Source organism: Thioclava sp. F36-7 (genome assembly GCF_002020075.1).
In the GTDB taxonomy this organism is placed as follows: domain Bacteria; phylum Pseudomonadota; class Alphaproteobacteria; order Rhodobacterales; family Rhodobacteraceae; genus Thioclava; species Thioclava sediminum.
The window spans coordinates 355,312-380,997 of the sequence record NZ_MPZR01000002.1; the positions used below are offsets into that span (position 1 = coordinate 355,312).

Here is a 25,686-nt window from a genome sequence, read left to right on the forward strand (position 1 = left end):
ATGGGACTTCTCGACAAGCACAGTGTTCTTGAAAAGAACGCCACGCTCCTGCTGATCTTCGCCTTCCTGGTCGTCACGATCGGCGGCATCGTGGAGATCGCACCGCTCTTCTACCTCGAAAACACCATCGAGGACGTCGAAGGGGTGCGGCCCTACACGCCGCTGGAGCTCACCGGGCGCGATATCTACATCCGCGAGGGCTGCTATGTCTGCCACTCGCAGATGATCCGCCCGATGCGCGACGAAGTGGAGCGTTATGGCCATTACTCGCTGGCAGCGGAGTCGCAATACGACCACCCGTTCCAGTGGGGCTCGAAGCGGACGGGGCCCGACCTCGCCCGCGTCGGCGGCCGCTACTCGGACGCCTGGCATGTGGATCACCTGACCAATCCGCAGTCGGTCGTGCCGGAATCGGTGATGCCGAAATACGGCTTCCTGCTCAATCGCATGGTCGATCCCGCGCATATCGACGAGCGGCTCTCGACCGATGCGATGGTGGGCGTGCCCTATACCTCGGACATGATCGAGAACGCCAAGGCGGACTTCGCGGCTCAGGCCGATCCGATGAGCGACTATGACGGGCTGATGGAGCGTTATCCCAACGCGACGAACGTCCGTAACTTCGACGGTCGCCCGGGCATTTCCGAGATGGACGCACTCGTCGCCTATCTGCAGGTGCTCGGCACCATGGTCGATTTCTCGACCTTCGAACCCGTGGCCAGCCGGTAAGGGGAGCTGATCAATGGACTATCACATCTTCAGGGAATTCGCGGACAGCTGGTTTCTGATCTTCATGTTCGTCTTCTTCCTGGCCGTCGTGGCCTGGGTCTTCCGGCCCGGTTCGCGCAAGACCTACGAAGATACGTCCGAGATCCCGTTCCGGCACGAAGACAAACCCGCCAATGCCTCGGAGGCCGGCGAAAGCCGGTCCTCCAAGGACTGACGGCGCCACGTTGTAAGGAGGCGTGGAGAAAATGAGCAAGAGACCAAGCAAGCACAAGCACGAGGTCGAGACCACGGGTCACCAGTGGGACGGCATCGAGGAATACAACAATCCGCTGCCCAAATGGTGGCTGTGGACCTTTTATGCCTGCATCATCTGGGGGATCGGTTACTCGATCGCGATGCCGGCATGGCCGATCTTCAAATCCGGCGCGACGCCGGGGATCATGGGCTCGTCGACCCGCGCGAATGTGCAGGCCGACATCGACAAGTTCGCCGCGGCGAACAAGCCGATCCAGGAGAAGCTCGTCTCGGTCGATCTCGACCAGATTTCGAGCGATCCCGAGCTGAACAACTACACCCAGAACGCCGGTGCGGCCGTGTTCCGGACCTGGTGCGCGCAGTGCCACGGTGCGGGTGCGGGCGGCAACTCGAAGCTGGGCTATCCGAACCTTCTCGACAGCGCATGGCTGTGGGGCGGCACGATGGAGGACATCCATTTCACCGTCACGCACGGCATCCGCAACGAGACGGACCCGGATGGCGAGGCACGTTACTCGCAAATGCCCGCTTTCGGCACGGACGAGCTTCTCGAGCCCGCGCAGATCGATCAGGTCGTGCAATACGTCCGCAAGATCTCGGGTCAGGACCATGACGAAGCAATGGCCACTGAAGGCGAGACCGTCTTCATGGACAACTGCTCGGCCTGCCATGCTGAAGATGGCACCGGCGACCAGATGCAGGGTGCGCCCAACCTGACCGACGCCGTCTGGCTTTACGGTGGGGATGTGGACACGCTGACCTACACGGTCACCAACGCCCGCTTTGGCGTTATGCCGAACTGGAACGAGCGTCTGTCGGAAGCGGATATCCGCGCCGTGGCGGCCTACGTTCACAGTCTGGGCGGCGGCCAGTAACGGTCGAAAATACAGAGATCCCGCGGGGCTTTGGTCTGGCGGGTCGCACCGGCACCCCGTCCTGTTCGCGCGTTTCCTGGGGGTGCCGGTGCCCAATTTCAGAGGGCCCCCGTTGCGGGGCCCTCTCGTTTGTCGAGGGTTACCTGCCGTCTATCTTGGGGTCATCCTTGGGCAAAACAAGCTCCGCGCTTATCTTTGCACGCCGATGTGAACGCCGATGCGAGCGGGCCGCCGGCAGGCCGGGGCGCTGATCGAGGCCCGTGGCGATCGTGAAGCTCTGCGCCCAGATCCCGATCATTTCCACATCTCCCGCAAACGTTGGCGCAGTGAGGGACGCGGTGCGCGATGGCGCTTGCGCGAGTCTATCGGGTCCGGCAGGTGCGGCCAGTTGCTTTGCGGCGGATGGAGGTTCATACGGGCGAACAGCATCAGCGTGTCGGGCGTAACTCTATCTTTCATGTCTGATCTCCTGAAGGCGGGTCAACTCTGGTCAGAATGCTTTATTTGCGCGAAGATGCGACTCAGGAAACTTTCCAACATGTAAGGTGAAATTACATATATGGACTGGCGAACCCTTCCCTCCCTGACCGCGCTGCGGGCCTTTTCGGCGTTTGCCGACACCGGGTCGGTGGCTCAGGCGGGGCGTGCGCTCAACGTGTCGCATGCGGCCGTCAGTCAGCAATTGCGGGGGCTCGAAGAGCGGCTCGGTGTGACGCTTGTCGACCGGTCGGGGCCGCGGCCTGCGCTGACGCCCGACGGTCGACGCCTTGCGCAGGCGCTGCGCGACGGGTTCGGCACAATTGCCGAAGCGGTCGCTTCGCTGAGCGACACCGCCGACTCCCGCCCGCTGCAAATCTCCACCACGCCAAGCTTCGCCTCGGCCTGGCTGTTGCCCCGGCTGCCGGACTTTCGCGAAGCCCATCCCGAGATCGGTCTGACCATCGACCCTTCGGCGACCGTCTCCACGCTTGCGCCGGGCGGGGTCGAGATGGCGCTGCGCTACGGATCGGGGGACTGGCCCGGCCTCGAGTCGCGGCTTCTGGTGCGCTCGCCCATCGTCGTGGTCGCTGCGCCTGCGCTGGTGGGGGAGGGGCGATATGACTGTCCGGCGGATTTGCGTGGCCTGCCGTGGCTACAAGAACTCGGCACCTCCGAGTCGACCGACTGGTTCGCGCGCCATGGTGTCACGCAGGATCAGGCCAAAAGCCTGACAGCGATGCCGGGGAACCTTTTGCTCGAAGCGGCGCGCGGCGGGCAGGGGGTCGCGGTGACCGCGCTGGTCTGGGTCGCAGGCGATATTGCGGCCGGACGGTTGCGGCTTCTGTTTGAAGACAGTGAGGAAAAAGGCTATTACACGGTTACGCGACCGGGCGTGAGGCGACCGGCGCTACGCCAGTTCATGTCTTGGCTCTTCAAGCAAGCGGCGCATGCCGGTGATCAGTAAAAATACCAACCAGTGAAGATTTCCTGTATGGCAGACCTGTCTTTTTGACGCAGGTCAAAGCCTTCACGACTGTGTCATACCAGAAGAGCCTGTGACGCAGAGAAATATATGAACGGAGAGAGTCGTGAGCTCCACCGAACCAGTCGATCCCCCGCCGCTTTACGCCGCCCGCGAGCCGATCTTCCCGCGCCGCGTACACGGCCAGTTCCGCAACCTGAAATGGGTGCTCATGGCGGTGATGCTTGGCATCTACTACATCACGCCGTGGATTCGCTGGGATCGTGGCCCGGAACTGCCCGATCAGGCGGTGCTTCTGGACCTCGCGAACCGCCGGTTCTTCTTCTTCATGATCGAAATCTGGCCGCATGAATTCTACTTCGTCGCGGGTTTGTTGATCATGGCGGGCCTTGGCCTGTTCCTGTTCACCTCGGCGCTGGGGCGCGTCTGGTGCGGCTATGCCTGCCCGCAGACCGTCTGGACCGACCTGTTCATTCTCGTGGAGCGTTGGGTCGAGGGCGACCGCAACGCGCGTATCCGTCTGCTGCGTCAGAAATGGAACGCCGAGAAATTCCGCAAGCGCATCACGAAATGGGTGCTCTGGCTGCTGATCGGCGTCGCCACCGGCGGGGCTTGGGTGTTCTACTTCACCGATGCGCCGACGCTGCTGACCGATCTGTTCCACGGTACCGCCTCGCCGATCGCCTATACGACAATCGCGGTGGCGACGCTCACGACTTTTGCCTTCGGCGGTTTCGCCCGCGAACAGATCTGCATCTACGCCTGCCCCTGGCCGCGCATTCAGGCGGCGATGATGGACGAAGACACGATCACCATCGCCTATCGCGAATGGCGCGGCGAGCCGCGCGGCAAGCTCAAGAAGGGCCAGCACGATCCGACGCAGGGCGACTGCATCGACTGCATGGCCTGCTTCAACGTCTGCCCGATGGGGATCGATATCCGCGACGGCCAGCAGCTTGAATGCATCACCTGCGGCCTGTGCATCGACGCCTGCAACGAGATGATGGACAAGATCGGCAAGCCGCGTGGCCTCATCGGCTACATGGCGCTGAAGGACGAGGCGAACGAGCGCTCGGGCAATCCGGTCATCAATGTCTGGAAGCACATCATGCGCCCGCGCACGATCCTTTACTTCTCGATGTGGTCGCTGATCGGCATCGGTCTGGTGGTCGCGCTGTTCATGCGCTCGCCCATCGACTTCAACGTGACCCCGAACCGCGATCCGCTCTTCGTGGTGGAGCCCTCGGGCGCGATCCGCAACATCTACACGCTGCGGCTGCGCAACAAGGCGGGCGAGGCGACCGAGTTCAAGGTCTCCGTCAAAGCCCCCGATCCGGCCGAGCAAAGCACGCTGAGCGTGTTGCTCGAAGGTCAGGACGGAAACACCGTGACGGTGCCCGCAGATGAAACCATGACCCAAAGGGTCTATATTGTCGCCGAACCCGGTTCGTCCATCGCCACCAGCGAGCGTACCGAGCTGACGATGTGGATCGAGGACATGACCAATACTGACCGCGTGTCGGAGACGACCGTATTCAACGGAAGGGTACAATGACCGAGATGGCGAAACCGCTGACCGGAAGAAAAGTGCTGATGATCGCGGTGGGCGCCTTCGGGGTGATCATCGCGGTCAACCTCGTCATGGCATGGCAGGCCGTCAGCACCTTCCCCGGCCTCGAGGTCGACAATTCCTATGTCGCCTCGCAGACCTTCAACGAAGAGAAACTGGCGCAGGATGCGCTCGGCTGGACCGTGTCGCCGGAGTATTCCGACGGCAAGCTGAGCTTCGTGATCCGCGACGAGGACGGGCTGCCCGCGAGGGTGGCCGAGTTCAAGGCGCTCGTCGGGCGCACCACCCATGTCCGCGATGACATGACGCCCGATTTCGACTATGTCGGCGGCATCTTCACCACGAAGCTCGATCTTGCACCGGGCGTGTGGCTGGTGCATCTCGACGCGAAAGCCGCCGACGGCACAGAGTTCCGCCAGCGGATTGACCTGTTCGTGAAAGGCTGAGCCGATGTCGGTGTCGCCCGCTTCTCCATCGCATAGCGAACCGTTCGAGGACGAGCATGTCTCCGCCTCGGCCTGTCCCGCCTGCATCGCGGCCCCCTCGGCCGAGCAGATGGCGAAATCCGGCGACATCAAGGGCGCGCGGATCATGCTGTCGTTGCCCACGGCGCATTGTGCGGTCTGCATCACCGATGTCGAACGCGAGTTGATGAAGCAGCCGGGTGTGAAATCGGCGCGGGTGAACCTGACGCTGAAACGCGCCTCGGTCGACGCGGCGGGCGATGTCGAACCGGCGGGGCTGATCGCGGCGCTCGACAAGATCGGCTATGAGGCGCATGAGCTCGATCCCGGCATGCTGTCCGCGACCGAGGCCGACAAGCGCGGACGGGACCTCCTGATGCGCATGGGCGTCGCGGGCTTCGCGATGATGAACATCATGATGCTCTCGATCGCGGTCTGGTCGGGGGCGGAGGACTCGACCCGCGACCTCTTCCACTGGATTTCGGCGGCGATCGCGCTGCCCACCACGATCTTCGCGGGCCAGCCCTTCTTCGCCAATGCCTGGGCGAGCTTGCGCGGCGGGCGCCTCGGGATGGATGTGCCGATCTCGCTCGCGATCCTGCTCGCGCTTGGGATTTCGCTGTTCGAGACGATGCATTCCGGCGCGCATGCCTATTTCGAGGCGGCGACGATGCTCACCTTCTTCCTGCTGGTGGGCCGCTATCTCGACTATCGCACCCGAGCTGTGGCGCGCTCGGCGGCCGAAGAACTCGCGGCGCTGGAAGTGCCCCGCGCGACCGTTCTGCGCGACGGCGAAGAGGTCACGGTGCCCGTGGGCGAACTGGTGCCCGGCGATCTGATCCGGGTGCGCCCGGGGGGGCGTATCCCCGCCGATGGCGAAGTGACCGAGGGCCAATCCGAGAGCGACCGCTCGCTGCTGACCGGCGAAAGTCTGCCCGTGCAGGTGCTGCCCGGTATGACGCTCTCCGCCGGTGAGGTGAACCTGACCGGGCCGCTGACCCTGCGCGTGACGGCAGCCGGGCGCGACAGCTCGCTGCATCGGATGGCCGATCTCGTCGCGATGGCCGAGAGCGCGAAGACCAAATACACCTCGCTCGCCGAACGGGCGGCGCGGGCTTATGCGCCGATCGTGCATATCCTGTCCTTCAGTGCGTTCTGCGCCTGGGCCTGGATCACGGGCGGCGATTTCCGGCTGGCGGTGAATATCGCCGCCGCCGTGCTGATCATCACCTGCCCCTGTGCGCTGGGGCTTGCGGTGCCTGCCGTGGTGACCGCCGCATCGGGCAAGCTGTTCCGCAAGGGCCTGTTGATCAAGGACGGCACCGCGCTGGAGCGTATGGCCGAGATCGACACGGTCGTCTTCGACAAAACCGGCACGCTGACCATGGGCGCGCCGCGCCCGCAGAACCTCTCCGATCTCTCGCCCGAGGCGCTGTCTGTCGCGATGGCGTTGGCCGAAGGTTCGAGCCACCCGCTCGCGCGTGCCCTGCACGAGGCGGCGGCAGGGCAGGGCGTTGCGCCCGCTGCGCTGAGCGATCTGCGCGAAGTTCCGGGCTACGGCGTCGAGGGCGTCTGGCAGGGGCAGCGCGTGCGGCTCGGGCGGGCGAACTGGATCGGCGCCGAGGACGGCACGACCACAGCGACCCATCTCGCGATCGGCGATGCGACCCCGATCTCGATCCGTTTCGCCGACACGCTGCGCACCGGGGCCGAAGAGGCCGTTGCCGGTCTGAAAGCGCAGGGCAAGCAGGTCTGGCTGGTCTCGGGCGATGTCGAAGGCGCGGTGAGCGATCTCGCCGCACGCCTCGGGATCGACACCTACCGCGCCGGTGCCTTGCCTGCGGAGAAAGCGCAGCTCGTGAGCGATCTCACCCAACAGGGCCACCGCGTGCTCATGGTGGGCGACGGTCTCAACGACACCGCCGCGCTGGCTGCCGCCCATGTCTCGGTATCGCCCGCCTCCGCGCTCGACGCGGCGCGCACGGCGTCGGATATCGTGCTTCTGGGCAAGGATCTCGCGCCGGTCTCCGATGCCGCCTCGATCTCGGTGCGCGCCCGCCGCCGGATCAAGCAGAACTTCGGCATCTCCATCGTCTACAACATCGTCGCCGTGCCGCTCGCGCTGACGGGGCTTGCGACGCCGCTGATGGCGGCGCTCGCGATGTCGGCCAGCTCGATCACGGTCTCGCTCAACTCGCTGCGCCTGCGCTGAAAGGAGCCCCTCATGGAGGTTCTTCTCTATTCGATTCCGATTTCCCTGCTGCTCGGCGGGATTGGCCTCGGGGCATTTTTCTGGTCGCTGAAGAACAATCAGTATGACGACCCGAAAGGCGATGCCGAGCGTATCCTGTCCGACGAGTTCGACGACCACCCGAAGCAGGACTGAGCGCCCGACGGTAAGGACAGGGCCGGGCGGCCCGACCGCCTCAGATCCGTGCCCGCTTCGCCTTGGCACAAATATCCCCGCCGGAGGCTCCTGCCGTGGCAACCCGCGCGGCGGGTGCCCTAGGGTCCGGAAAAAGGAAAAGCCGCGCTGACCAAGCGCGGCTTTTCATATTTTGCCCCTAAGGGAAGACTCTCAGGGGCCGACCACTTTGCAGTCCATAGCGCGAGACTCGAGCCTTGCACAGGCCAGTTGTGCCATGTCTTGGGTCATTCCTACGAAATTCGCCTCATAACCGGTCTTTCGGGTGGCCACTTTGCGCAAAGCTTCGCCCAAAGTGTCGCTTTCCATCAGTGCCGTGGTCAGCATGTGGCGCTCTGCAGCGAATCGCGAGCCGAACAGTCCGAGGCTGACACCCCAGTTGCGCCCACCCGAGCTGGAGACGCGGGCGACCACGCGCGGTTTCTGCTCGGGGGCCGGGGCAGGGGGGGTGAGAGCGGCGAGGATGATCTCGCTTTTGCGCTTCTCGGGGGCTGCGGCCATCTGCGCGGTCTCGGGCTGCGGGTCCGTCGACTGCACGAAGCTGGACGGGGCCTTGCCGTTTTTGTCCAGATCGAGCGTATGTGCCTCGGCCAGCTCCATCGTCTCGGGCTGCGGCTGGGTGGACTGGACGAATTTCGGGCCGTCCGACGCGCCGGGCTCGTAGGAGGCAAGCTGCACGTCGCTCGGCTCTTCGCTGCCATCCGCGCTGGCCTTGCCGGCGGCAACGGCGGCGTCATGCGCCTGCGCCTGTGCCAGCGGGGTGGCCTTGGTCACCTCGGCAGGCAGCGCCTTCGTCGCGTCCGCGACCTGAATCTCGCGCGGGTTGCGCTGCGGGCGGGGGCTTGCGGTGATCTCCGCGCCGATCCCGAGCGTGCCGGCGTCAGCCACGACGACATCTTGCGTGTCCGCAGTAGCGTCCTGCGCGCCTTCGGCCACGTCTTCGGGGATGTCGGTGCTCTCATCCACCTGATCGGCCTGCACCGCGGCGGCGAGCGCCATCGAGATCGCATCGCTATCCGCAGTCGGCGCGGTCGGGCGGATATCGGGGCGCGGGCTCTTCTTCGGCGCGAGGTTGGCCATCAACATCGGCGATTGCGCGGGCTCGATATATTGCGGGATCCGGGGGCGGTTCGTCGGCGCGTTAGTCGGTGCGCGCTTGAAGCCCAGATCCAGCAGATCGGCCATTTTCGCGTTGCGCTGCGCGGTGGAGGTGCCGCCGAAGACGGTCGCGATGATGCGCTTGTTGCCGCGTTGAGCGGAGGCGGTCAGGTTGAAGCCCGAGGCCGAGGTGTAGCCAGTCTTGATGCCGTCCGCGCCCTTATAGGCTGCGAGGAATTTGCGGTTCGTCGAATAGACGGTGCGCACTTTCGCATCCGCCGAGCGGCGCGAGAAGATGTTGTAATATTGCGGATAGTCGAAGAACAGGTGACGGCCCATGATCGTCATGTCATGCGCCGAGGACAGGTGGCCCTTGCGGGTCAGGCCGTTGGCATTGACGAAATGGGTGTTCTTCATGCCCAGCTGCCGGGCGGTGCGGTTCATCCGCGCGGCGAAGCCTTCTTCGGAGCCGCCGATGTAATCGCCAAGCGCCGCAGCGGCGTCATTGGCGGATTTGATCGCAGCGGCGCGGATCAGGTAGCGCACGGCGATCTTCTGACCGGGACGCAGACCGAGACGCGAGGGCGGCTGGCTGGCGGCGTGCTTCGTCACGGTGACGATGGAATCGAGGCTGAACTCGCCATGCTCGATCGCCTGGAAGGTGATGTAGAGCGTCATCATCTTCGTCAGCGACGCCGGATGCAGCGGCGTGTCAGCGTTCTTGGAGTAGAGAACTTCGCCCGATCGCATGTCCATGACCATCGCCGCGTAGGGCGCGGCCTGCGCAGCGATCGGCGCAATGAGTGTCAGAAGGATTACGAATAGCCCATCACGGACCCAGCGCATCAGCGTGGTCACGGCTTCACCTATTTCACTGCCTCAATTTGACCCCTTTGCGGTACCGATCTTGAGCCGGTTTCCGGGGTTTATATTAGCGGGAAGCGTAGCACGGGTCTCTCAGGCTGAAAACTCCCTATTTTCAAGCGCTTTCACTGCGACATTCATGCAATACCGCAAGATGTGGTGGGGTGCTTGCGGCGGCCTGTCTATAGGTGGTGTATTTCGGACACAGGTGCGTGAGGTCAGCGGAGCATGACGCCACGCAATGCAGGGCTCAATCGGTGATTTTTGCGATCAGATCGGGCAATGCGCCGAGGTCGGGCAATTCCGCGAAGCGCGGATGTTCCATCGGGGGCTCGGCATGCTCGAAGGCCCATGTCAATTCATGGGGCACATGCACGCCCCAGCCGCCCGCCTCGATCATCGGGATCACGTCGGATTTCAGCGAATTGCCCACCATCAGACCGTGCTCCGCCCCTTCGGCATGGCGCGCGAAAATCTCGGTGTAGACCGGGGCCTTCTTGTCCGAGACGATTTCGACCGCGTCGAACAACTCGCCCAAGCCCGACTGCGCCAGCTTTCGCTCCTGATCGATCAGGTCGCCCTTCGTCACCAGAAGGATGCGGTAGTCGTCCGACAGCGCCTCGATCGTCTCGCGCGCATGGGGCAGCAGCTCGATCGGGTGGGAGTGCATCTCCCGCCCGGCCGCGAGAATCTCCGACAGGATCGTTGCGGGCACGCGGCCTTCGCTCACTTCGATCGCGGTTTCGATCATCGACAGGGTGAAGCCTTTGATGCCAAAGCCGTAATGCGCGATGTTGCGACGTTCCGCCGCGATCAGCCGCTCTGCCAGATGATCGGGCTCCGCGTGCTCGCGCAGCAAGTCGGTGAAGCGGTCATGCGTGAGTTGAAAGAAACGCTCGTTATGCCAGAGCGTATCATCCGCATCGAAGCCAATCGCCGTGAGCCGCATCGTCCCGCCTTTCTCGCCGGAGGTGTTGAAAGACTTTTCATATGTCACGAAGACCCTATATTCCGCCAGAGCCCCTCAACGATTCCTGATGCCGGAGCGCCCTTGACCGAGCCTCTTTACATGATGTCCGACGACGACCAGGACGACAGCGACAACGATGCGTCCCTAGCGACCAAGACGCGGCCGAAGACGCAGCGTCCGCCGATGTACAAGGTCATGTTGTTGAACGACGATTACACGCCGATGGAATTCGTCGTCCATATCCTCGAGCGGTTCTTCGGTCTGAACCACGCGCAGGCGTTCGAGATCATGCTGACCGTGCACAAGAAGGGCCTTGCGGTGGTCGGTGTCTTCTCTTTCGAGGTGGCCGAGACGAAGGTGGCGCAGGTGATGGATTTCGCGCGCCGCCACCAGCACCCGCTGCAATGCACGATGGAGAAGGACTAAAGGCCGCCCAAGCGGTTCCTTGCAAATTCAGTCGCGCCCGCCTATTCGGCGGGCTCGTTTCTTTCAGAGGGTTCCCTGCATGAGCCATCCGCGACTTTCGCTCGCTCTCGAGATGCCCGAGGCGCTTCCGCCCGAGGGAGACATCGCGCTGTTCGCGCCCGTGGGCACGCTGGACCTCGGCGGTCTGCCGGTCGATCGCCTCGTGGCGATCCAGCCCGAGAAGCCCGATCATGACGTGCTCGCGCAGCGCGGCGTTCGTGTCTCGCCGAGTGCCGAGGGCAGCTATGCCGCCGCGATCATCTTCGCGCCCCGCGCCAAGGCCGAAGCCCGTGCGCTGATCGCCGAGGCCTGCCAGCGAGTGGCGCCGGGCGGGCCGATCTATGTCGACGGCGTAAAGACCGAAGGGATCGACTCGCTGCTCAAGGAGTTGCGGGGACGGGTGGAGCTGTCCGCGCCGATCGCAAAGGCCCATGGCAAGATCGCATGGTTCTTCGCAGCCCCCGACCTGCTGACCGACTGGGCGGCTCAGGATATCCACCCGGTCGAAGGTTTCGTGACCCGTCCGGGCGTGTTCTCCGCGGATGCGGTGGATGAGGGCTCGGCGCTTCTGGCGGAATGCCTGCCCGATAGCCTGCCGTCGAAAGTCGCCGATCTCGGCGCGGGGTGGGGCTGGCTCTCGGCGCAGATCCTCGCCAAGAAAGGCGTTGAACGGCTCGATCTGGTCGAGTCGGATGCGGTCGCGCTGGACTGCGCGAAACGCAACATTTCCGATCAGCGTGCACAGTTCCTTTGGGCCGACGCCACGCGCCATGCGCCGGAAGAGCGCTACACGGCCGTCGTGATGAACCCGCCTTTCCATGGGGCCGCCCGCGGGGCCGATCCGGCACTCGGTCTGGCCTTCATTCAGGCCGCACGCGGGATGCTGTCGCTCTCGGGCACGCTCTGGATGGTGGCGAACCGCCATCTGCCCTATGCCGACGCGCTCGCCGCCGCGTTCCACGAGATTGAAGAGATCACGCCGCCCAGCGGCCCGTCGACCCGTTTCCGTATCATCCGCGCTGCCAAGCCGATCCCCGCCGGGAAGACCCCGGGGAAATCGGCGGGCATGCGCGCCACAGCCGAGCCGAAACGCAGCCTTGCCCCTCGCAAGCGGCGCTAAGCTCGCCTAACCTGCCTCAACATCCACGAGGAGACACCCAATGTCCCTTTCTGTTTCCGGCAAGACCGTCATCGTCACGGGCGCAGCCCACGGTATCGGTCAGGCCATCGCGCGCCATTTCGTCGATCGCGGCGCGCAGGTGATGTTTGCCGATATCGATGAAGAAAAGCTTGCCGCCGAACTGGGCGACACGGCCAAAACCGAAGGGCCGGTGCGCTATTTCTCGGGCGATCTGTGCGAGAAGCTGGCGGTGAAGAACCTGCTCTCGGCCACGGTGGACGCGTTCGACCGGATCGACATTCTGGTGAACTGTGCGCGTACCTTCGCGCCCTGCGACCCGCTCGAGCCGTCCGTCGAGGTGCTCGATTCGATGCTGTCGCAGAACATGAAATCGGCGCTGCGGGTCAGTCAGATGACCGCCAAGCGGATGATCAAGCAGGCCGAGGATGAGGGTCGGACCGAAGGCGAGATCGGCTCGATCATCAACGTCTCGACGCTGGCCTCGAACCGTACCCAGCCCGAGCTGATGGCCTATTCGATCGCCTGCGCGGCGCAGGATCAGGCGATCCGCTCGCTCGCCGTGGCGCTTGCGCCGAAGCGGATTCGCGTAAACGGCGTCAGCTTCGCCTCGGTGATGAGCCGCTCGCTGCAGGACGCGCTGAAGGAAAACGATGACTGGCGCGAGGCGATCTGCGAAGGCACGCCGCTGGGCCGGATCGCGCCGCCGTCGGAGCTGGCAGAGACGGTGCAATATCTTGCGTCCTCGGGGGCGAGCTTCGTAACCGGGCAGATCATCAATGTCGATGGTGGGCGCAGCCTTCTGGATCGCGTGCAGGTCCCGGCCTTCTAAGGCTCAGGAACGCGCCGCGCGCCGGTCCATCGCCCAGAGTGCGCCCGCGCCGGCCACGCCCAGAAGGGCTCCGGCGGCCGCGGCCAACTCATAGCCCGCAAGCGCCGTGCCAATGGCGAAGATAGCCGCGGAGAACCCGTCGCCTGCCAGCTTTTGCAGCGCCATCAGCGAGGCCCCCGCGCCGGGCCGGTTCGACAGCAGGTCCTGCAGATAGGCCATCGGCTGGGTCAGCACGACGGCGCCGCCTATCGCGCCGGGCAGGGCGAGAAACCAGACGTAAGGCGTCGGCGCCAGCACCGGGATCAGCCCCAGATGGGTCGCGTAGAGCGCAGCCCCGATCCAGATCATCGTCGTGCGCTCGATCCGGCCCAGAACCAGCGGCAGCGCCAGCATGAAAGGCACTTCCAGCCCCGCCATAAGGCCCGCGTATAGCGCGGTATCGGCCGCGCCGCGTCCCGGCGTCGCCTCGAAGACCAGACCCATCACGACAAGATAGAGCATGATCGACCCGTTGATCGTCCCAAGCGCCACGACGCGGGCGAGGATCGGCAGGTTCGCCATCTCGTGCAGGGATTGCCGGAAAGTCAGCCCCGATTTCGGGTCGGGCCAGCGGGTCGCCCCGTCGCGCGGCCAGAACAGGAAGGTCAGCGCGAGGATCGTGGCCCCAAGCGTCAGCGTCACCGGGTAAATCGAGGTCATCGCTGCGCCTCGGTCGAAGACCACCGACCAGATCGGCAGCACCACCACCCAGGGCAGCGCGAAGAGCGCGCGCAGCGTCGAGAGGATCGCGGGGCGGTCCTCTGTGGGATGGGTGGAGGCCGCCAGCCGCGAGAGCGCGAAGAGCTGGCCGAAGATCGATGCCGAGAGCGGCAGGATCAGCGCGTTGGCGATCACGAAGACCACCCAGTTGTCGCCCGCCAGCACCAGCCCCGAGCCCACGATCAGCATCGCCGAGGTGCCAAGCGCGATGGCCCGGCGGTTCGCGCGCTGATCGGCGAGGATGCCAAGCCCGACCGAGGCGGAGACCGACAGCACCGATGCCACCATCAGAACGCCCGAATACGCACGGTCCGAGAGGCCGAACACCTTGATCGCCAGCGCCGAGACATAGGGCCCCATCGTCGCCGCATGGGCGCCGAACAGCACCAGCAAAATGGCGGCGAGGCGCAGGGCAGGATCGGAGAGGACGAGACGGATCGGACGTAGCATGTCGCCGCTTTGCGCCTTCGGGCGTCCAAGTTCAAGAGGCAGCCGCGAAGCCTTACTCGTGGAGCTACAAAGGCTTAGCGAAATGCTCGGCGAAAAACCGCCACAGCCAGGGAACGGCGGCGCTGGAACGCTAGTTCAAAAGGCAGGGCGGGAGAGGTTGTACATGTAAAAGGAAGCATCATGCTCTCGCGTCATATCGCACTGAAGTTCGACAATGTGATCCGCAATATCCTGCTGCGCGCGGAGGTTCCGCCCGCGCAGGTGACGACCCCGCGGCTGGGCCGTCTGGAAGATGCCGAAACCGCTCTGGAACAGGAGTGCGCCCGCGTCGTGCTGGCGATGCCGCAAGAAGAACGCGGGGTTCTGAGCCTCACCTACGGCCTCAGCGGGCACGCCCCGATCCCGCCGCACCGTGCCGCCGACGTGCTCGGTTGGACGCTGATCCAGACGATGACGATCGGGGAGGGCGCGATCCTGCGGTTGCGCAATGCTCAATCCGCGCGTGCCGCGTTCGAGCCGCTTCTGGAGGCTCTGCATCCGCGCCTGCTCGCGGCAGCGGACGAGATCTACGAGATGCGTCTGGCCGATGTGCCGCGCAAGCGCCGCGACAAGGTGCTCAAAAACCTCTGGTGCGATATCAGCCCGCTGGAACGCCTTGCCCTGCGCGGCTTCGGTGACGGCGAAATCCCCGAGATGGAGCGGGCGCTGGAGCGCCGCGCCGCCGGTCAGCTTCTGTGCTGAGTGCTCAGCGCCAGTCGAAGAACCCTTCGCCCGCCTGAGACAGCAGATCGCGCGCGAGGTGTTCGCCCATCGCGGCGCCTTCGTCGATATTGCCCCAGCGCTCGCCCGCGAGCGCCTCGGAACCGTCGGGACGCAGGATCTGGCCGCGCAGCCAGAGCCGGTCGCCCTCGATCAGCGCAAGCCCCGCAATCGGCGTCTCGCAAGAGCCGTCCAGCGTCGCGAGGAAGGCACGTTCGGCCAGCAGCCGCTGCTCGGTCACCAGATCATGGATCGGCGCAAGAAGCGCCTCGGCGCGGGCATCGGCCATCCGGCGCTCGATCCCGATCGCGCCCTGCGCGACGGCAGGTAGCATCTCCTCGGGGGCGATGGGCCCACGCGCCGAGTCCTCCATCCCCAGACGACGCAGCCCCGCATAGGCGAGGAAGCTCGCCGCCGCGACGCCGTCCGCCAGCTTCTTCAGCCGGGTCTGCACATTGCCGCGGAACTCGACCAGTTTCAGATCGGGGCGCACATGGGCAAGCTGCGCCCGGCGACGCAGGCTGGACGTGCCGACCGTTGCACCTTCGGGCAGGGCCATGATCGAGTCGTATTCCAGACTGACGAAGGCATCGCGCACGTCTTCGCGCGGCAGGTAGCAATCGAGCACCAGCCCCTCGGGCTGCTCGGTCGGCATGTCCTTCATCGAATGCACGGCGATATCGATGCGGCCATCGACCATGGCCTCTTCGATTTCCTTCGTGAACAGGCCCTTGTTGCCGATCTCCTTGAGCGGCTTGTCCGCCGCGATCATCGCCCGGTCGTCGCCCGTGGTCTTGATCACCACGACTTCGAAAGCGTCTTCGGGCAGACCATGCGCGGCCATCAGCCGGTCACGGGTCTCATAGGCCTGCGCCAGCGCCAGCGGCGAGCCGCGGGTGCCGATCTTGAGCGGGGATTTCGCATCGGGCATCTGTGTCATGGCTCCGGAATATCCGCGACAGATGGACCTTGCAAGAAGGCCTGCGCTTGACATGACGCCACAGGTCGCGTCGAAGGGGGCAAAGAGGAGGCGCGAGAATGACCGACAAGACGATCCTGCGAGCTTTGAAAGGCGAAGTGCTGCCGACCCCTCCGGTCTGGATGATGCGGCAGGCGGGGCGCTACCTGCCGGAATATCGCGCGACGCGGGCGAAGGCGGGCGACTTCCTGTCGCTGTGCTACAACCCCGAACTGGCCGCCGAGGTGACGCTGCAGCCGATCCGCCGCTACGGCTTCGACGCGGCGATCCTGTTTGCCGACATTCTGCTGCTGCCGCAGGCTCTGGGCGCCGATCTGTGGTTCGTCACCGGCGAGGGTCCGCGCCTCTCGACCATCACCGGGGCGGAGGGCTTCGCCAAGCTCAAGACCAAGGACGATATCCACGAGACGCTCAACCCGGTCTATGAGACCGTCTCGATCCTCTCGGAAGAACTGCCGAAAGAGACCACGCTGATCGGGTTCGCCGGCGCGCCGTGGACCGTCGCGACCTATATGATCGCGGGCCGCGGCACGAAGGATCAGGGCCCGGCCCATGCGCTGAAGGCCGAAGACCGCGAGACCTTCGTGAAGATCATCGACCTGCTGACCGTCTCGACCATCGAATACCTGTCGAAACAGGTCGAGGCCGGGGCCGAGGTCGTGAAGATCTTCGACAGCTGGGCGGGCTCGCTCAAGGGGCAGGATTTCGAGGATTTCGCCGTCGAACCCGCCTGCAAGATCATCGCCGAGATGAAAGCGCGCTTCCCGGGGCTGCCGGTCATCGCTTTCCCGCGTGAAGCGGGCGAGGGTTATATCGGCTTCCATCAGAAGACCGGCGCCGATTGCGTCGCGCTCGACAATTCGATCACGCCGGAATGGGGCGCCGAGCATGTGCAGGTGTCTGGCTGCGTGCAGGGCAACCTCGCATCCTCGCATATGGTCACCGGCGGTCAGGCGCTGATCGACGAGACGCGCCATGTCGTCAAAGCGTTCAGCAAGGGCCCGCATATCTTCAACCTCGGCCACGGGATCACTCCCGATGCCGATCCGGAGAATGTGGCCCTGATGGTCGATACGATCCGCAACGGCTGACGCGCGGTTCCGACCGAGCGCGCGCGTCCGAGCTTTCGGGCGCGCAACCATCTCTTCCTCTTGGCGAAAATATCCCGGGGTGAATTCGCGCTAGCGAAGAGGGGCAGCGCCCCTCTTTTTTCCGTTTGCGCGCCTACGCGCGCGGGTGGCCAGCGCCCCTCAATACCACTTCGCGACGGGCGGCAGGCTCATCAGAACCGCATCGGCGTTATGCCCGGTCTCGAGCCCGAATTTCGTGCCCCGGTCATAGACGAGGTTGTACTCCGCATAGAGCCCGCGATGGCGCAGCTGGGCCTCGCGGTCCTCCTCGGACCAATCCTGTACCCGGCGCTTCTCGATCAGCGGCTGGAAGGCAGGCAGGAAGCCCGCGCCCACCGCTTGTGTGAAGGCGAAATCATCCTCCCACTCACCGGTGTTCAGATCGTCGTAGAAAATCCCGCCGACGCCACGCGCTCGGCCGCGATGGGGGATGAAGAAATACTCGTCCGCCCAGGCTTTGAAATGGTCGTAATAGGTCTTGTCATGGGCGTCGCAGGCGGCCTGCATCTCGGCGTGGAAATGCGCGGTGTCTTCGTCATACTCAAGACACGGATTGAGGTCCGCGCCGCCGCCGAACCACCACGCGCCGGGCGTCCAGAACATGCGCGTGTTCATATGCACGGCGGGACAATGCGGGTTCTGCATATGGGCGACGAGGCTGATCCCCGAGGCCCAGAAGCGCGGGTCGTCCTCCATCCCCGGCACGCCGCGTGCGGCCATCGCCTTTTGCGCGCGGGGCGCCAGTTCGCCCCAGACGGTGGAGATGTTCACGCCGACCTTCTCGAAGACGCGTCCGCCGCGCATCACGCTCATCTTGCCGCCGCCATGATCCTCGCCGTTCGGCCCCTTGCGCTCGGTCGGCGTCACCTCGAACCGGCCGGGCGTCTGATGGGAAAGCGGGCCTTGCGCATGGCTGTCTTCCAGTCCCTCGAACGCCGCCACGATCCGGTCGCGCAGGTCGGAGAACCACTGGCTCGCGCGGGCCTTGCGGGCGTCGAAATCCTCAACTGTGTCAGTCATGCGTAGGGCCTCCCAAATCTCTGGCGTGATCCTTATCAGGCGCGGACGAGTGCGGGAAGGGCGCGATTGATCGCGGTCGGAAGCGGGCGTAGGCTCGACCCATCAAGGAGATAGCCCATGCGCCACGCCCTCATGCTGATCCCGCTCGTCCTGCTCGCCGCCTGCGGCACGCCGCAGGAACGCTGCATCCGCCAATCCACGACCGAGCTGCGTCGCGTCACCGATCTGGTGAGCGAGGTGCAGGGTAACATCGCGCGGGGCTACGCGTGGCAGAGCTACGAGACCACGTCGAGCCGGTGGGAAATCTGCGGCTATGACACGATCACCAAGGGAGACAAGGTGATCCAGAAGCCGCGCATGTGCCTCGAGGATTACACGGTGACGCGACAGCGCCCGATCCCGATCGATCCGGCAGCCGAGAAACGCAAGCTTGAGGCGCTGCTAAAGCGGCAGGCGGAGCTGTCCAAGACCGCCGAGGCGCAGATCGCGGCCTGCAAGGCGGCCTATCCCGAAGAGGAGAGCTGAGCGCTCAGCTCCCCGGTTTCACCTTCGCCAGCAGTTCCAGCACTTTCGGCCCAAGGGCTGCGACCACCTTCTTCACCCCTTCGGGCGAGGGGTGGATATTGTCGGGCTGCATCAGGTCGGTTTTGGCGCGCTCCTCGATCGGGGTCTCCGTGATCGGAGCGAGCAGGTTGGGTACCAGAACGGCATCGTATTTCTCCGCCAGATCGGGATAGATCGCGTCGAAATCCTGCTGGTATTTCGGTCCGAAATTCCCCGGCGCGGGCAGCCCCGCCAGCAACGCCGGAATGCCCTTCGCCTGCAGTTTCGCCAGAATGCCGTCGAGGTTCGCCCGCGCCTGTTCGGGCGGCAGCCCGCGCAGCAGGTCATTGCCGCCCAAGGCCACGATCACCGCCTCGGGCTGCGGCGTCAGCAGCCAGTCGATCCGCGACAGCCCGCCCGCCGTGGTGTCGCCCGAGACGCCCCCATTGATCACCTTCACATCCTGCCCATGACCCTGCAGCCAGCCCTGTAGCTGCGGCACCAGCCCGTCCGCCGGATTATCGAGCCCATAGCCTTGGGTCAGCGAGTCCCCCAATGCGAGGATCGACACCTCCGCCATGGCGGGCACGGCCCCCAGCGCCAGCCCTGCGGCGAGAAAACCCGCCGCGATCCGCTTGCGTATCCCCATCCGCGGCCCATATCCCTTTGAAGCAAAAGAAAGACGGCGCATGAGTGACACGATCCTTGAGTTGAAAGACGCGCGGCTTGCGCTCGATGGCAATACCGGGCCGGTCGAGATCCTCAACGGGATCGACCTGAGCATCGCGAAAGGGGAAAGCGTCGGGCTCACGGGGCCGTCTGGATCGGGCAAATCGTCGCTCCTCATGCTGATGGGCGGGCTCGAACGCGCCACCTCCGGGTCTGTCACCGCTTTGGGCCACGATCTCTCGAAACTGTCCGAGGATGCGCTGGCGCGGTTTCGTCGGGGTAATATGGGGGTGGTTTTCCAAAGCTTCCACCTCATCCCGACGATGACGGCGCTGGAAAACGTCGCGATGCCGCTGGAAATCGCAGGCGTGGAGCGCCCCTTCGAGCGCGCCGCGGCAGAGCTGGACGCCGTCGGGCTGGCGCACAGGCTCGATCACTATCCCAGCCAGATGTCGGGTGGCGAGCAGCAGCGCGTGGCCCTGGCTCGCGCGGTCGCGCCCCGGCCTGCGATCCTGCTGGCCGATGAACCCACCGGCAATCTCGACAGTGCCACGGGCGAGACGATCATCGAGCTGCTCTTCGGCCTTCAGGAAAAGCACGGCGCGACGCTGGTGCTGGTGACACACGCGCCCGAACTGGCGGCGCGCTGCGACCGCATCGTGGAGCTGCGCGACGGCGAAGTCGTGGGCGATCACATTGCAACGGGCGCCTCCGCATGAGCCTCGCGCTCTCCATCGCCCGGCGCGAGCTGCGCGGCGGCATTCGCGGCTTCTGGGTGATGCTGCTCTGCCTGATGCTGGGCGTTGCGGCGATCGCCTCCGTGGGGCTGGTGCGCTCGGCCATCGAGCGCGCGCTGTCGGATCAGGGCGCGGTGCTGCTGGGCGGCGACGCGCAATACGAATTCACCTATCGCCGCGCCAAGCCCGAGGAACTGCAATGGATTGCCGACCGCGCCACCGCGGTCTCCGAGGTGATCGACTTCCGCTCGATGCTGTCCACCGGCACCGATTCCGCCGACCGCGCGCTGACGCAGGTGAAGGCGGTGGACGGGGCCTATCCGCTGACCGGAAAGCTGCAGCTTGATCCGCCCGTCGCCTCCGATGCGCTGAAGGGGCAAGGCGGTGTGCCGGGGATCTTCCTCGATCCGATCCTCGCTGATCGGCTGGGCCTGAGCCCCGGCGATAAGGTGCAGCTTGGCGGGCAGGATTTCGTGATGATGGCGCGGATCGTGCGCGAGCCGGATTCGACCGGCACCGGGATGGGCCTTGGTCCGCATTCCATCGTCTCGCTGTCTGCCATCGAGAACACGCCGCTTCTCTCGCCGGGTTCGCTCTTCGAGACCGAATACCGCGCGACGCTACCGCCCGATACCGACCTCGCCACCCTGAAACAGCAGGCAGAGACCCGGTTCGACGGTGCAGGCATGCGCTGGTCCGACCGCCGCCGCGCCGCGCCGGGGGCGGAGCGTTTCGTGCAACGGCTGGGCTCTTTCCTCGTGCTGGTCGGGCTGGCAGGGCTGGCCGTGGGCGGCGTCGGCATCTCCGCCACCGTCGCCGCATGGATCGAACGCAAGGCCCCCACCATTGCCACCCTGCGCGCGCTTGGTGCGACCGGCAGTACGATCCGCGCGGCGTTCCTGATCCAACTTGCCGCTCTCGGCCTCGCAGGCATTCTCGCCGGACTCCTCCTCGGCGCCGGTCTCGTCCTCGGCGCCTCCGGGCTGATCGAACGCTCGCTGCCGCTGCCGGTCGAGATCGGCCTCGATCCCGGCCCGCTGGGCGAGGCCGCGCTTTACGGCGCGTTGGTCGCGATGCTGTTTGCCCTCTGGCCGCTCTCGCGCATGTCGAAGATGCGCGCGGCGACGCTTTACCGCGACACCGGCGCAGGCCGCCGCCTGCCGGGCTGGCCCACGCTTGTGCTGACGGTGGCGCTTCTGACGATCATCGTCACCGTCTCGGCGTGGTTCTCGGGCCTCTGGACGCTGACGCTGGCGAGCCTCGGCGGCATCGCCGTGGCGCTTCTGATCCTGACGCTCGCGGCGAGCCTGATCCGCTGGCTGGCGCGCCGTGCCCAGCATAGCGCCCGAGGCCGCCCCGTGCTGCGAGCAGCCCTCGCCGCGATTGGCGGGCCGCGTTCCGAAGCGCGCTCGGTCATCCTCTCGCTGGGCCTCGGCCTCTCGGTTCTGGCGGCCGTGGGGCAGGTCGATAGCGGTTTGCGCGGGGCCATCGACCGCGATTTGCCGAAGGTCGCACCCGCCTATTTCGTGATCGATATCCAGCCCGACCAGATCCAGCCCTTCACCGATCTGCTGGCGGATATGCCCGAAGTCACCAAGGTCGAAAGCGTGCCGATGCTGCGCGGCGTGATCACCAAGATCAACGGCGAGGACGCGCGCAAGACGCATGGCGAGCATTGGGTGCTGCGCGGCGATCGCGGCGTGACCTATGCCGAGACCCCGCGCGAGAAGATCACTGCGGGCGAGTGGTGGCCGAAGGATTATAGCGGCCCGCCGCTGGCCAGCTTCTCGGCCAAGGAAGCGCAGGAGATTGGCCTGAAGCTTGGCGATAGCATCACGGTGAATATTCTGGGTCGCGACATCACCGCGAAGGTGACCTCGTTCCGCGACGTGGATTTCTCGACCGGCGGGATCGGTTTCGTCCTGACCCTCGATCCGGCGGCGCTGCGAGGTGCGCCCCATACGTGGCTCGCCACGATCTACGCGCCGGCAAGCGCCGAGGCGCAGGTGATGCGCGATCTGGCGGAGCGTTTTCCCAATATCACGGCGATCCGCGTGCGCGACGCCCTGCAGCGCGTGACCGATGCGCTCTCGGCCATCGCGCGGGCGACCTCGCTGGCGGCGGGCGTGACGCTGCTCACCGGCTTCGTCGTGCTGATCGGCGCGGCGGCGGCGGGCGAACGCGAGCGAGCCTGGGAGGCGGCGATGCTCAAGACGCTCGGCGCCACGCGCGGGGCGATCCTTGCGAGCTTCGCGCTGCGTTCGGCGCTGATGGGCGCGGCTGCGGGGCTGGTTGCGATTCTGTTTGGCGGGCTCGCGGGTTGGGCCGTGGTCGATCTGGTGATGGGGGCGGAGTTCCATTTCGCGCCGATCCCCGCGCTTCTGATCGTGACGGGCGGTGTGATCGCGACGCTGGTGGCCGGTCTCGTCTTCGCGCTGCGCCCGCTTGCGGCCCGGCCTGCGGGGGTGTTGCGCGCGCCTGAGTGAGGGCGGCATTGCCTGCAAAGGTTGGTTGCCTCCGGCGGGGATATTTCGGCCAAGCCGAAGGAAGGGCGCTTTGCTTCACCTTGGTTCAAATATCCCCGCGGAGCGTCCTTCGTTCGAGGATGCGCAGGTCGCAGGTCAGCGCAGCCCGGTTTCCCGGAGCAATCCGCGCCGTTTCGCCTCGTAATAATAGCCGCGCGAATACCATTTGACCGCGCGATCTTCCGAGCCATCCGAGACCAGCCACGCGCCGCGCAGGTATTTCACCGCGTATTTCAGGTTGGTGTCGGGGTCGAGCAGGTCATGCGGCTTGCCGCGAAACCCCATGCCACGCGCGGTCTGCGGCAGGATCTGCATCAGCCCGTAATAGGGGCCGTTGCGGGCATCGGCGCGGTAGCGGCTCTCGCGCTGGACCACGCGGTGGGTGAGGCTGCGCGGAACGCCATAATGGTCCGAATAGCGGTTGATCAGAGCGCGGATTTCCGGCGTCTCGTTGCGATGGAGCGGCAGGGCATAGGCCGGTTTCGCCATCGGACGCGGCGAGCCGCCACAGGCCGCGAGAGCGCCGAGCGAGAGTAGGAAGAGGCGACGAGTCAGCATGCGGGCGCTCCGGGTGGTGGGTCGAAAGCAGCTAAGCGTCCTCCTTGCCGCTTGGGAAGGGCGGAGTTCCAGCCTCGGCGCGCTCTCGCCGATCCGCGCCCGGATCAGCGCAGGGCGCGGCGCAGGCGCAGCGCGTTGGTGACCACGAAGACCGAGGAGAACGCCATCGCGCCCGCCGCCAGCATCGGGGACAGGCCGGGCCCGCCGAAGGGCACGAGGATGCCCATCGCGACCGGGATCAGCGCGACGTTATAGGCAAAGGCCCAGAACAGGTTCTGTCGGATGTTGCGCATCACCGCGCGCGACAGTTCCAGCGCCATCGCGACGCCTTTCGGATCGCCGCGCATCAGCACGACCTCGGCGGCCTCGATGGCCACATCGGTGCCGGTGCCGATCGCGAGGCCCACATCGGCGGCCGCCAGCGCAGGCGCGTCATTAATGCCGTCGCCCACGAAGGCGACCGGGCCGATCTGGCGCAGGCTTTCGACCGCGTCGCGCTTGCCGTCGGGCAGCACCTCGGCCTCGATCCGGTCGATGCCGAGATCGTGCCCAACCGCTTCCGCAGTGGCGCGGGTGTCGCCGGTGACCATCGCCACCTGCTTGCCCGCCTTATGCAGGGCGTCGACCGCTTCGCGCGCCTCTGCCTTGATCGGGTCCGACAGCGCCATCAGCGCGACGGGGCGATCGTCGAGCGACATCCAGACCGGGGTGCGGCCTTTCGCGGCCAGCCCCTTCGCGCGTTCGGCGAAGGGGGCGATATCGGCCCCAGCTTCTTCCATCGCACCGGCATTGCCGATCCAGAGCTTGGCGCCTTCGGCTTGCGCGCGCAGCCCCTTGCCGGACAACGCCTTGACGCGCTTGACCGGCGCGTGGGCGATGCCGCGCGTCTCGGCCTCGGCGAGGATCGCCCGGGCCAGCGGATGCTCCGAGCGCGCTTCGGCGCCTGCGGCCAGCGCGAGGATTTCCGCCTCGGGCAGATCGGCGAGCGGCTCGAGATCGGTCAGGGCGGGGCGACCTTCGGTCAGCGTCCCGGTCTTGTCGAAGCCTACGACCGCGACTTCCGAGAGGCGTTGCAGCGCGTCGCCACGGCGGAACAGCAGGCCCAGTTCGGCGCCGCGCCCGGTGCCCACGAGGATCGAGACCGGCGTCGCCAGACCCATCGCGCAGGGGCAGGCGATGATCATCACCGAGATCGCCGCGACGAAGGCATGCGAAAAGCCCATGCCCGCGATCATCCAGATCGCGAAGGTCAGGAGCGACAGCGCCATGACCACGGGCACGAAGACGCGGGTGACCTTGTCGACCAGCGCCTGCACCGGCAGTTTCGCGCCCTGTGCGGCTTCGACCATCGCGATGATCCGCGACAGGACGGTGTCGCCGCCGGTCGCGGTGACGCGGTAGCTGAGCGCGGATTCGCCATTCACGGTGCCGCCGGTGATTGGATCGCCTTCGGATTTCGCGACAGGGACGGGCTCGCCGGTCAGCATGCTCTCGTCGATATGGCCCGCGCCCTCGGCGATCACGCCATCGAGTGCCACGCGCTCGCCGGGGGCGAGCAGAAGGATGTCGCCGGGCACGAGTTCCTCGATCGGGCGTTCCTCGACACCATTTTCGGTCTGCACGCGCGCGGTCTTGGGCTGCAACCCGATCAGCCGCGAGATCGCCTCGCCTGCGCGGCCCTTGGCGCGCGCCTCCAGCCAGCGGCCCAGCAGGATCAGCGTGACGATGGTCGCCGCGGCCTCGAAATAGACGCCGCGCGCACTCTCGGGCAGAAGGCCGGGCGCAAGTGTGACGAGGGCGGAATAGATAAACGCGGCGAGCGAGCCCATCGCGACGAGCGAATTCATCTCGGGCGAGCCGCGCAGCAGGGCCGGGACGCCGATGCGCAGAAAGACGCGGCCGGGGAACGCCAGCACCAGCGCGGTGAGGATCATCTGCACCCACCAGCTTGCTTCGATCCCGATCGTATTGGCGATCAGGTGATGCATGCCGGGGATCATATGCGCGCCCATCGCGAGCACGAAGACCGGTGCGGTCAGCGCGAGCGCGGTCAGGAACTGACGCTTGAGCTGGCGCGCCTCCTGCATCTGGCGCTCGGCTGCGCTGGGGCCGTTGGCCATCTCTTCTTTCAGACGGCCCGGATAGCCCGCCTGGTCGAGGGCCGATTTGAGGCTTTCGAGATCGGCAGGCCCGTCGAATTCGACATGCGCACTGCGCGCCATCAGGTTGGCCGAGGCGTTCTGTACGCCGGGTTGTGCCATGAGTGCGCGTTCGACCCGACCGGTGCAGGCCCCGCAATGCATGGCGTCGATGATAAAAGTGGCTTCGCTCATAGGGCGTTATCTGATCCTGCACGGGGCTGCGGTCAAGCGTCGCGCGACATATGCAATCAATTGAATTTGTCGTGAGG

26 protein-coding genes are annotated in these 25,686 nt (G+C 65.6%); 16 read left to right on the forward strand and 10 right to left on the reverse strand.

The features are described 5' to 3' along the window. The 3 genes from ccoO to ccoP are packed head-to-tail and all read left to right on the forward strand — an operon-like array spanning position 1 to position 1,859. The gene (gene ccoO / locus BMI89_RS04575) at positions 1 to 729 is read left to right on the forward strand and encodes a cytochrome-c oxidase, cbb3-type subunit II (RefSeq protein WP_078520405.1); all 729 of its coding nucleotides are present in this window, start codon (positions 1 to 3) and stop codon (positions 727 to 729) included. 13 nt (positions 730 to 742) lie between these two features. Next, a complete protein-coding gene (locus BMI89_RS04580; RefSeq protein WP_078520404.1) occupies positions 743 to 943 on the forward strand; it encodes a cbb3-type cytochrome c oxidase subunit 3 in 201 nt (66 codons plus the stop codon). A gap of 31 nt (positions 944 to 974) precedes the next feature. Next, a complete protein-coding gene (gene ccoP / locus BMI89_RS04585) occupies positions 975 to 1,859 on the forward strand; it encodes a cytochrome-c oxidase, cbb3-type subunit III (protein ID WP_078570006.1) in 885 nt (294 codons plus the stop codon). A gap of 139 nt (positions 1,860 to 1,998) precedes the next feature. Here the strand turns inward: ccoP and BMI89_RS20820 are convergent, their stop codons facing one another. Together BMI89_RS20820 and BMI89_RS20825 are read right to left on the reverse strand one after the other, a co-directional pair. Further along, complete coding sequence (locus BMI89_RS20820; RefSeq protein WP_168176772.1) at positions 1,999 to 2,157, reverse strand: hypothetical protein; 159 nt, start codon at positions 2,155 to 2,157, stop codon at positions 1,999 to 2,001. Next, positions 2,154 to 2,318, reverse strand: a complete 165-nt coding sequence (locus tag BMI89_RS20825) for a hypothetical protein (protein ID WP_165756934.1) — start codon at positions 2,316 to 2,318, stop codon at positions 2,154 to 2,156. The genes BMI89_RS20820 and BMI89_RS20825 overlap by 4 nt, the downstream gene beginning before the upstream one ends. Before the next feature lie 100 nt (positions 2,319 to 2,418). Here BMI89_RS20825 and BMI89_RS04590 point away from each other — a divergent pair, with 100 nt between their 5' ends. The 5 genes from BMI89_RS04590 to ccoS all read left to right on the forward strand — a co-directional run bounded on the left by BMI89_RS04590 (position 2,419) and on the right by ccoS (position 7,741). Next, on the forward strand, positions 2,419 to 3,303 hold the full coding sequence (locus BMI89_RS04590) for a LysR family transcriptional regulator (protein WP_078570007.1): 885 nt from the start codon (positions 2,419 to 2,421) through the stop codon (positions 3,301 to 3,303). A 124-nt stretch (positions 3,304 to 3,427) separates the two neighbouring features. Further along, entirely contained in the window at positions 3,428 to 4,876 is a 1,449-nt protein-coding gene (gene ccoG / locus BMI89_RS04595; protein ID WP_078548267.1) for a cytochrome c oxidase accessory protein CcoG, read from the forward strand. Beyond that, complete coding sequence (locus tag BMI89_RS04600; protein WP_348638848.1) at positions 4,873 to 5,337, forward strand: FixH family protein; 465 nt, start codon at positions 4,873 to 4,875, stop codon at positions 5,335 to 5,337. The genes ccoG and BMI89_RS04600 overlap by 4 nt, the downstream gene beginning before the upstream one ends. 4 nt (positions 5,338 to 5,341) lie before the next feature. Next, positions 5,342 to 7,567, forward strand: coding sequence for a cation-translocating P-type ATPase (locus tag BMI89_RS04605; RefSeq protein ID WP_078570008.1), 2,226 nt, complete (start codon positions 5,342 to 5,344; stop codon positions 7,565 to 7,567). Between the two features lie 12 nt (positions 7,568 to 7,579). Continuing rightward, on the forward strand, positions 7,580 to 7,741 hold the full coding sequence (ccoS, locus tag BMI89_RS04610; RefSeq protein ID WP_078520399.1) for a cbb3-type cytochrome oxidase assembly protein CcoS: 162 nt from the start codon (positions 7,580 to 7,582) through the stop codon (positions 7,739 to 7,741). Between the two features lie 192 nt (positions 7,742 to 7,933). On the opposite strand, the gene BMI89_RS04615 is transcribed toward ccoS, so the two are convergent. Further along, positions 7,934 to 9,736: a D-alanyl-D-alanine carboxypeptidase family protein gene (locus BMI89_RS04615; protein WP_348638849.1), complete on the reverse strand. Its 1,803-nt coding sequence runs from the start codon at positions 9,734 to 9,736 to the stop codon at positions 7,934 to 7,936. Between the two features lie 256 nt (positions 9,737 to 9,992). Next, positions 9,993 to 10,691: an HAD family hydrolase gene (locus BMI89_RS04620; protein WP_078570173.1), complete on the reverse strand. Its 699-nt coding sequence runs from the start codon at positions 10,689 to 10,691 to the stop codon at positions 9,993 to 9,995. Positions 10,692 to 10,811: 120 nt separating this feature from the next. On the opposite strand from BMI89_RS04620, the gene clpS reads away from it, so the two are divergent. From clpS to BMI89_RS04635, 3 genes are all read left to right on the forward strand, one after another. Further along, positions 10,812 to 11,138: an ATP-dependent Clp protease adapter ClpS gene (gene clpS, locus BMI89_RS04625; RefSeq protein ID WP_078520398.1), complete on the forward strand. Its 327-nt coding sequence runs from the start codon at positions 10,812 to 10,814 to the stop codon at positions 11,136 to 11,138. A 79-nt stretch (positions 11,139 to 11,217) separates the two neighbouring features. Then, entirely contained in the window at positions 11,218 to 12,297 is a 1,080-nt protein-coding gene (locus tag BMI89_RS04630) for a class I SAM-dependent methyltransferase (RefSeq protein WP_078570009.1), read from the forward strand. 40 nt (positions 12,298 to 12,337) lie between these two features. After that, positions 12,338 to 13,147 (forward strand): SDR family oxidoreductase, encoded by an 810-nt coding sequence (locus BMI89_RS04635; protein WP_078570010.1) that lies wholly within the window; start codon positions 12,338 to 12,340, stop codon positions 13,145 to 13,147. A gap of 3 nt (positions 13,148 to 13,150) precedes the next feature. On the opposite strand, the gene BMI89_RS04640 is transcribed toward BMI89_RS04635, so the two are convergent. After that, on the reverse strand, positions 13,151 to 14,356 hold the full coding sequence (locus BMI89_RS04640; RefSeq protein ID WP_078570011.1) for a hypothetical protein: 1,206 nt from the start codon (positions 14,354 to 14,356) through the stop codon (positions 13,151 to 13,153). 180 nt (positions 14,357 to 14,536) lie between these two features. Here BMI89_RS04640 and BMI89_RS04645 point away from each other — a divergent pair, with 180 nt between their 5' ends. After that, a complete protein-coding gene (locus tag BMI89_RS04645) occupies positions 14,537 to 15,097 on the forward strand; it encodes a hypothetical protein (protein ID WP_078570012.1) in 561 nt (186 codons plus the stop codon). Between the two features lie 4 nt (positions 15,098 to 15,101). Here the strand turns inward: BMI89_RS04645 and hemC are convergent, their stop codons facing one another. Further along, positions 15,102 to 16,055 carry a hydroxymethylbilane synthase gene (gene hemC, locus BMI89_RS04650; RefSeq protein ID WP_075774169.1) on the reverse strand — a complete coding sequence of 318 codons (954 nt, stop codon included), beginning with the start codon at positions 16,053 to 16,055 and terminating at the stop codon, positions 15,102 to 15,104. Positions 16,056 to 16,153: 98 nt separating this feature from the next. On the opposite strand from hemC, the gene hemE reads away from it, so the two are divergent. Further along, entirely contained in the window at positions 16,154 to 17,185 is a 1,032-nt protein-coding gene (hemE, locus tag BMI89_RS04655; protein ID WP_078570013.1) for a uroporphyrinogen decarboxylase, read from the forward strand. A 159-nt stretch (positions 17,186 to 17,344) separates the two neighbouring features. On the opposite strand, the gene hemF is transcribed toward hemE, so the two are convergent. Then, on the reverse strand, positions 17,345 to 18,244 hold the full coding sequence (gene hemF, locus BMI89_RS04660) for an oxygen-dependent coproporphyrinogen oxidase (RefSeq protein ID WP_078570014.1): 900 nt from the start codon (positions 18,242 to 18,244) through the stop codon (positions 17,345 to 17,347). Between the two features lie 117 nt (positions 18,245 to 18,361). Here hemF and BMI89_RS04665 point away from each other — a divergent pair, with 117 nt between their 5' ends. Further along, the gene (locus tag BMI89_RS04665) at positions 18,362 to 18,769 is read left to right on the forward strand and encodes a hypothetical protein (RefSeq protein WP_078570015.1); all 408 of its coding nucleotides are present in this window, start codon (positions 18,362 to 18,364) and stop codon (positions 18,767 to 18,769) included. A gap of 4 nt (positions 18,770 to 18,773) precedes the next feature. Here BMI89_RS04665 and BMI89_RS04670 read toward each other — a convergent pair whose 3' ends face one another. Then, positions 18,774 to 19,436 carry an arylesterase gene (locus tag BMI89_RS04670; RefSeq protein ID WP_246831968.1) on the reverse strand — a complete coding sequence of 221 codons (663 nt, stop codon included), beginning with the start codon at positions 19,434 to 19,436 and terminating at the stop codon, positions 18,774 to 18,776. Between the two features lie 40 nt (positions 19,437 to 19,476). Here BMI89_RS04670 and BMI89_RS04675 point away from each other — a divergent pair, with 40 nt between their 5' ends. Both BMI89_RS04675 and BMI89_RS04680 read left to right on the forward strand, forming a co-directional pair. Further along, entirely contained in the window at positions 19,477 to 20,175 is a 699-nt protein-coding gene (locus BMI89_RS04675; protein ID WP_078570017.1) for an ABC transporter ATP-binding protein, read from the forward strand. Further along, a complete protein-coding gene (locus BMI89_RS04680; RefSeq protein ID WP_078570018.1) occupies positions 20,172 to 22,679 on the forward strand; it encodes an FtsX-like permease family protein in 2,508 nt (835 codons plus the stop codon). Before BMI89_RS04675 ends, BMI89_RS04680 begins: the two co-directional genes overlap by 4 nt. Positions 22,680 to 22,814: 135 nt before the next feature. Here the strand turns inward: BMI89_RS04680 and BMI89_RS04685 are convergent, their stop codons facing one another. Next, positions 22,815 to 23,276, reverse strand: coding sequence for a lytic transglycosylase domain-containing protein (locus tag BMI89_RS04685; protein ID WP_078541963.1), 462 nt, complete (start codon positions 23,274 to 23,276; stop codon positions 22,815 to 22,817). 104 nt (positions 23,277 to 23,380) lie between these two features. After that, the gene (locus BMI89_RS04690; protein WP_078570019.1) at positions 23,381 to 25,609 is read right to left on the reverse strand and encodes a heavy metal translocating P-type ATPase; all 2,229 of its coding nucleotides are present in this window, start codon (positions 25,607 to 25,609) and stop codon (positions 23,381 to 23,383) included. Positions 25,610 to 25,686: the final 77 nt, after the last annotated feature.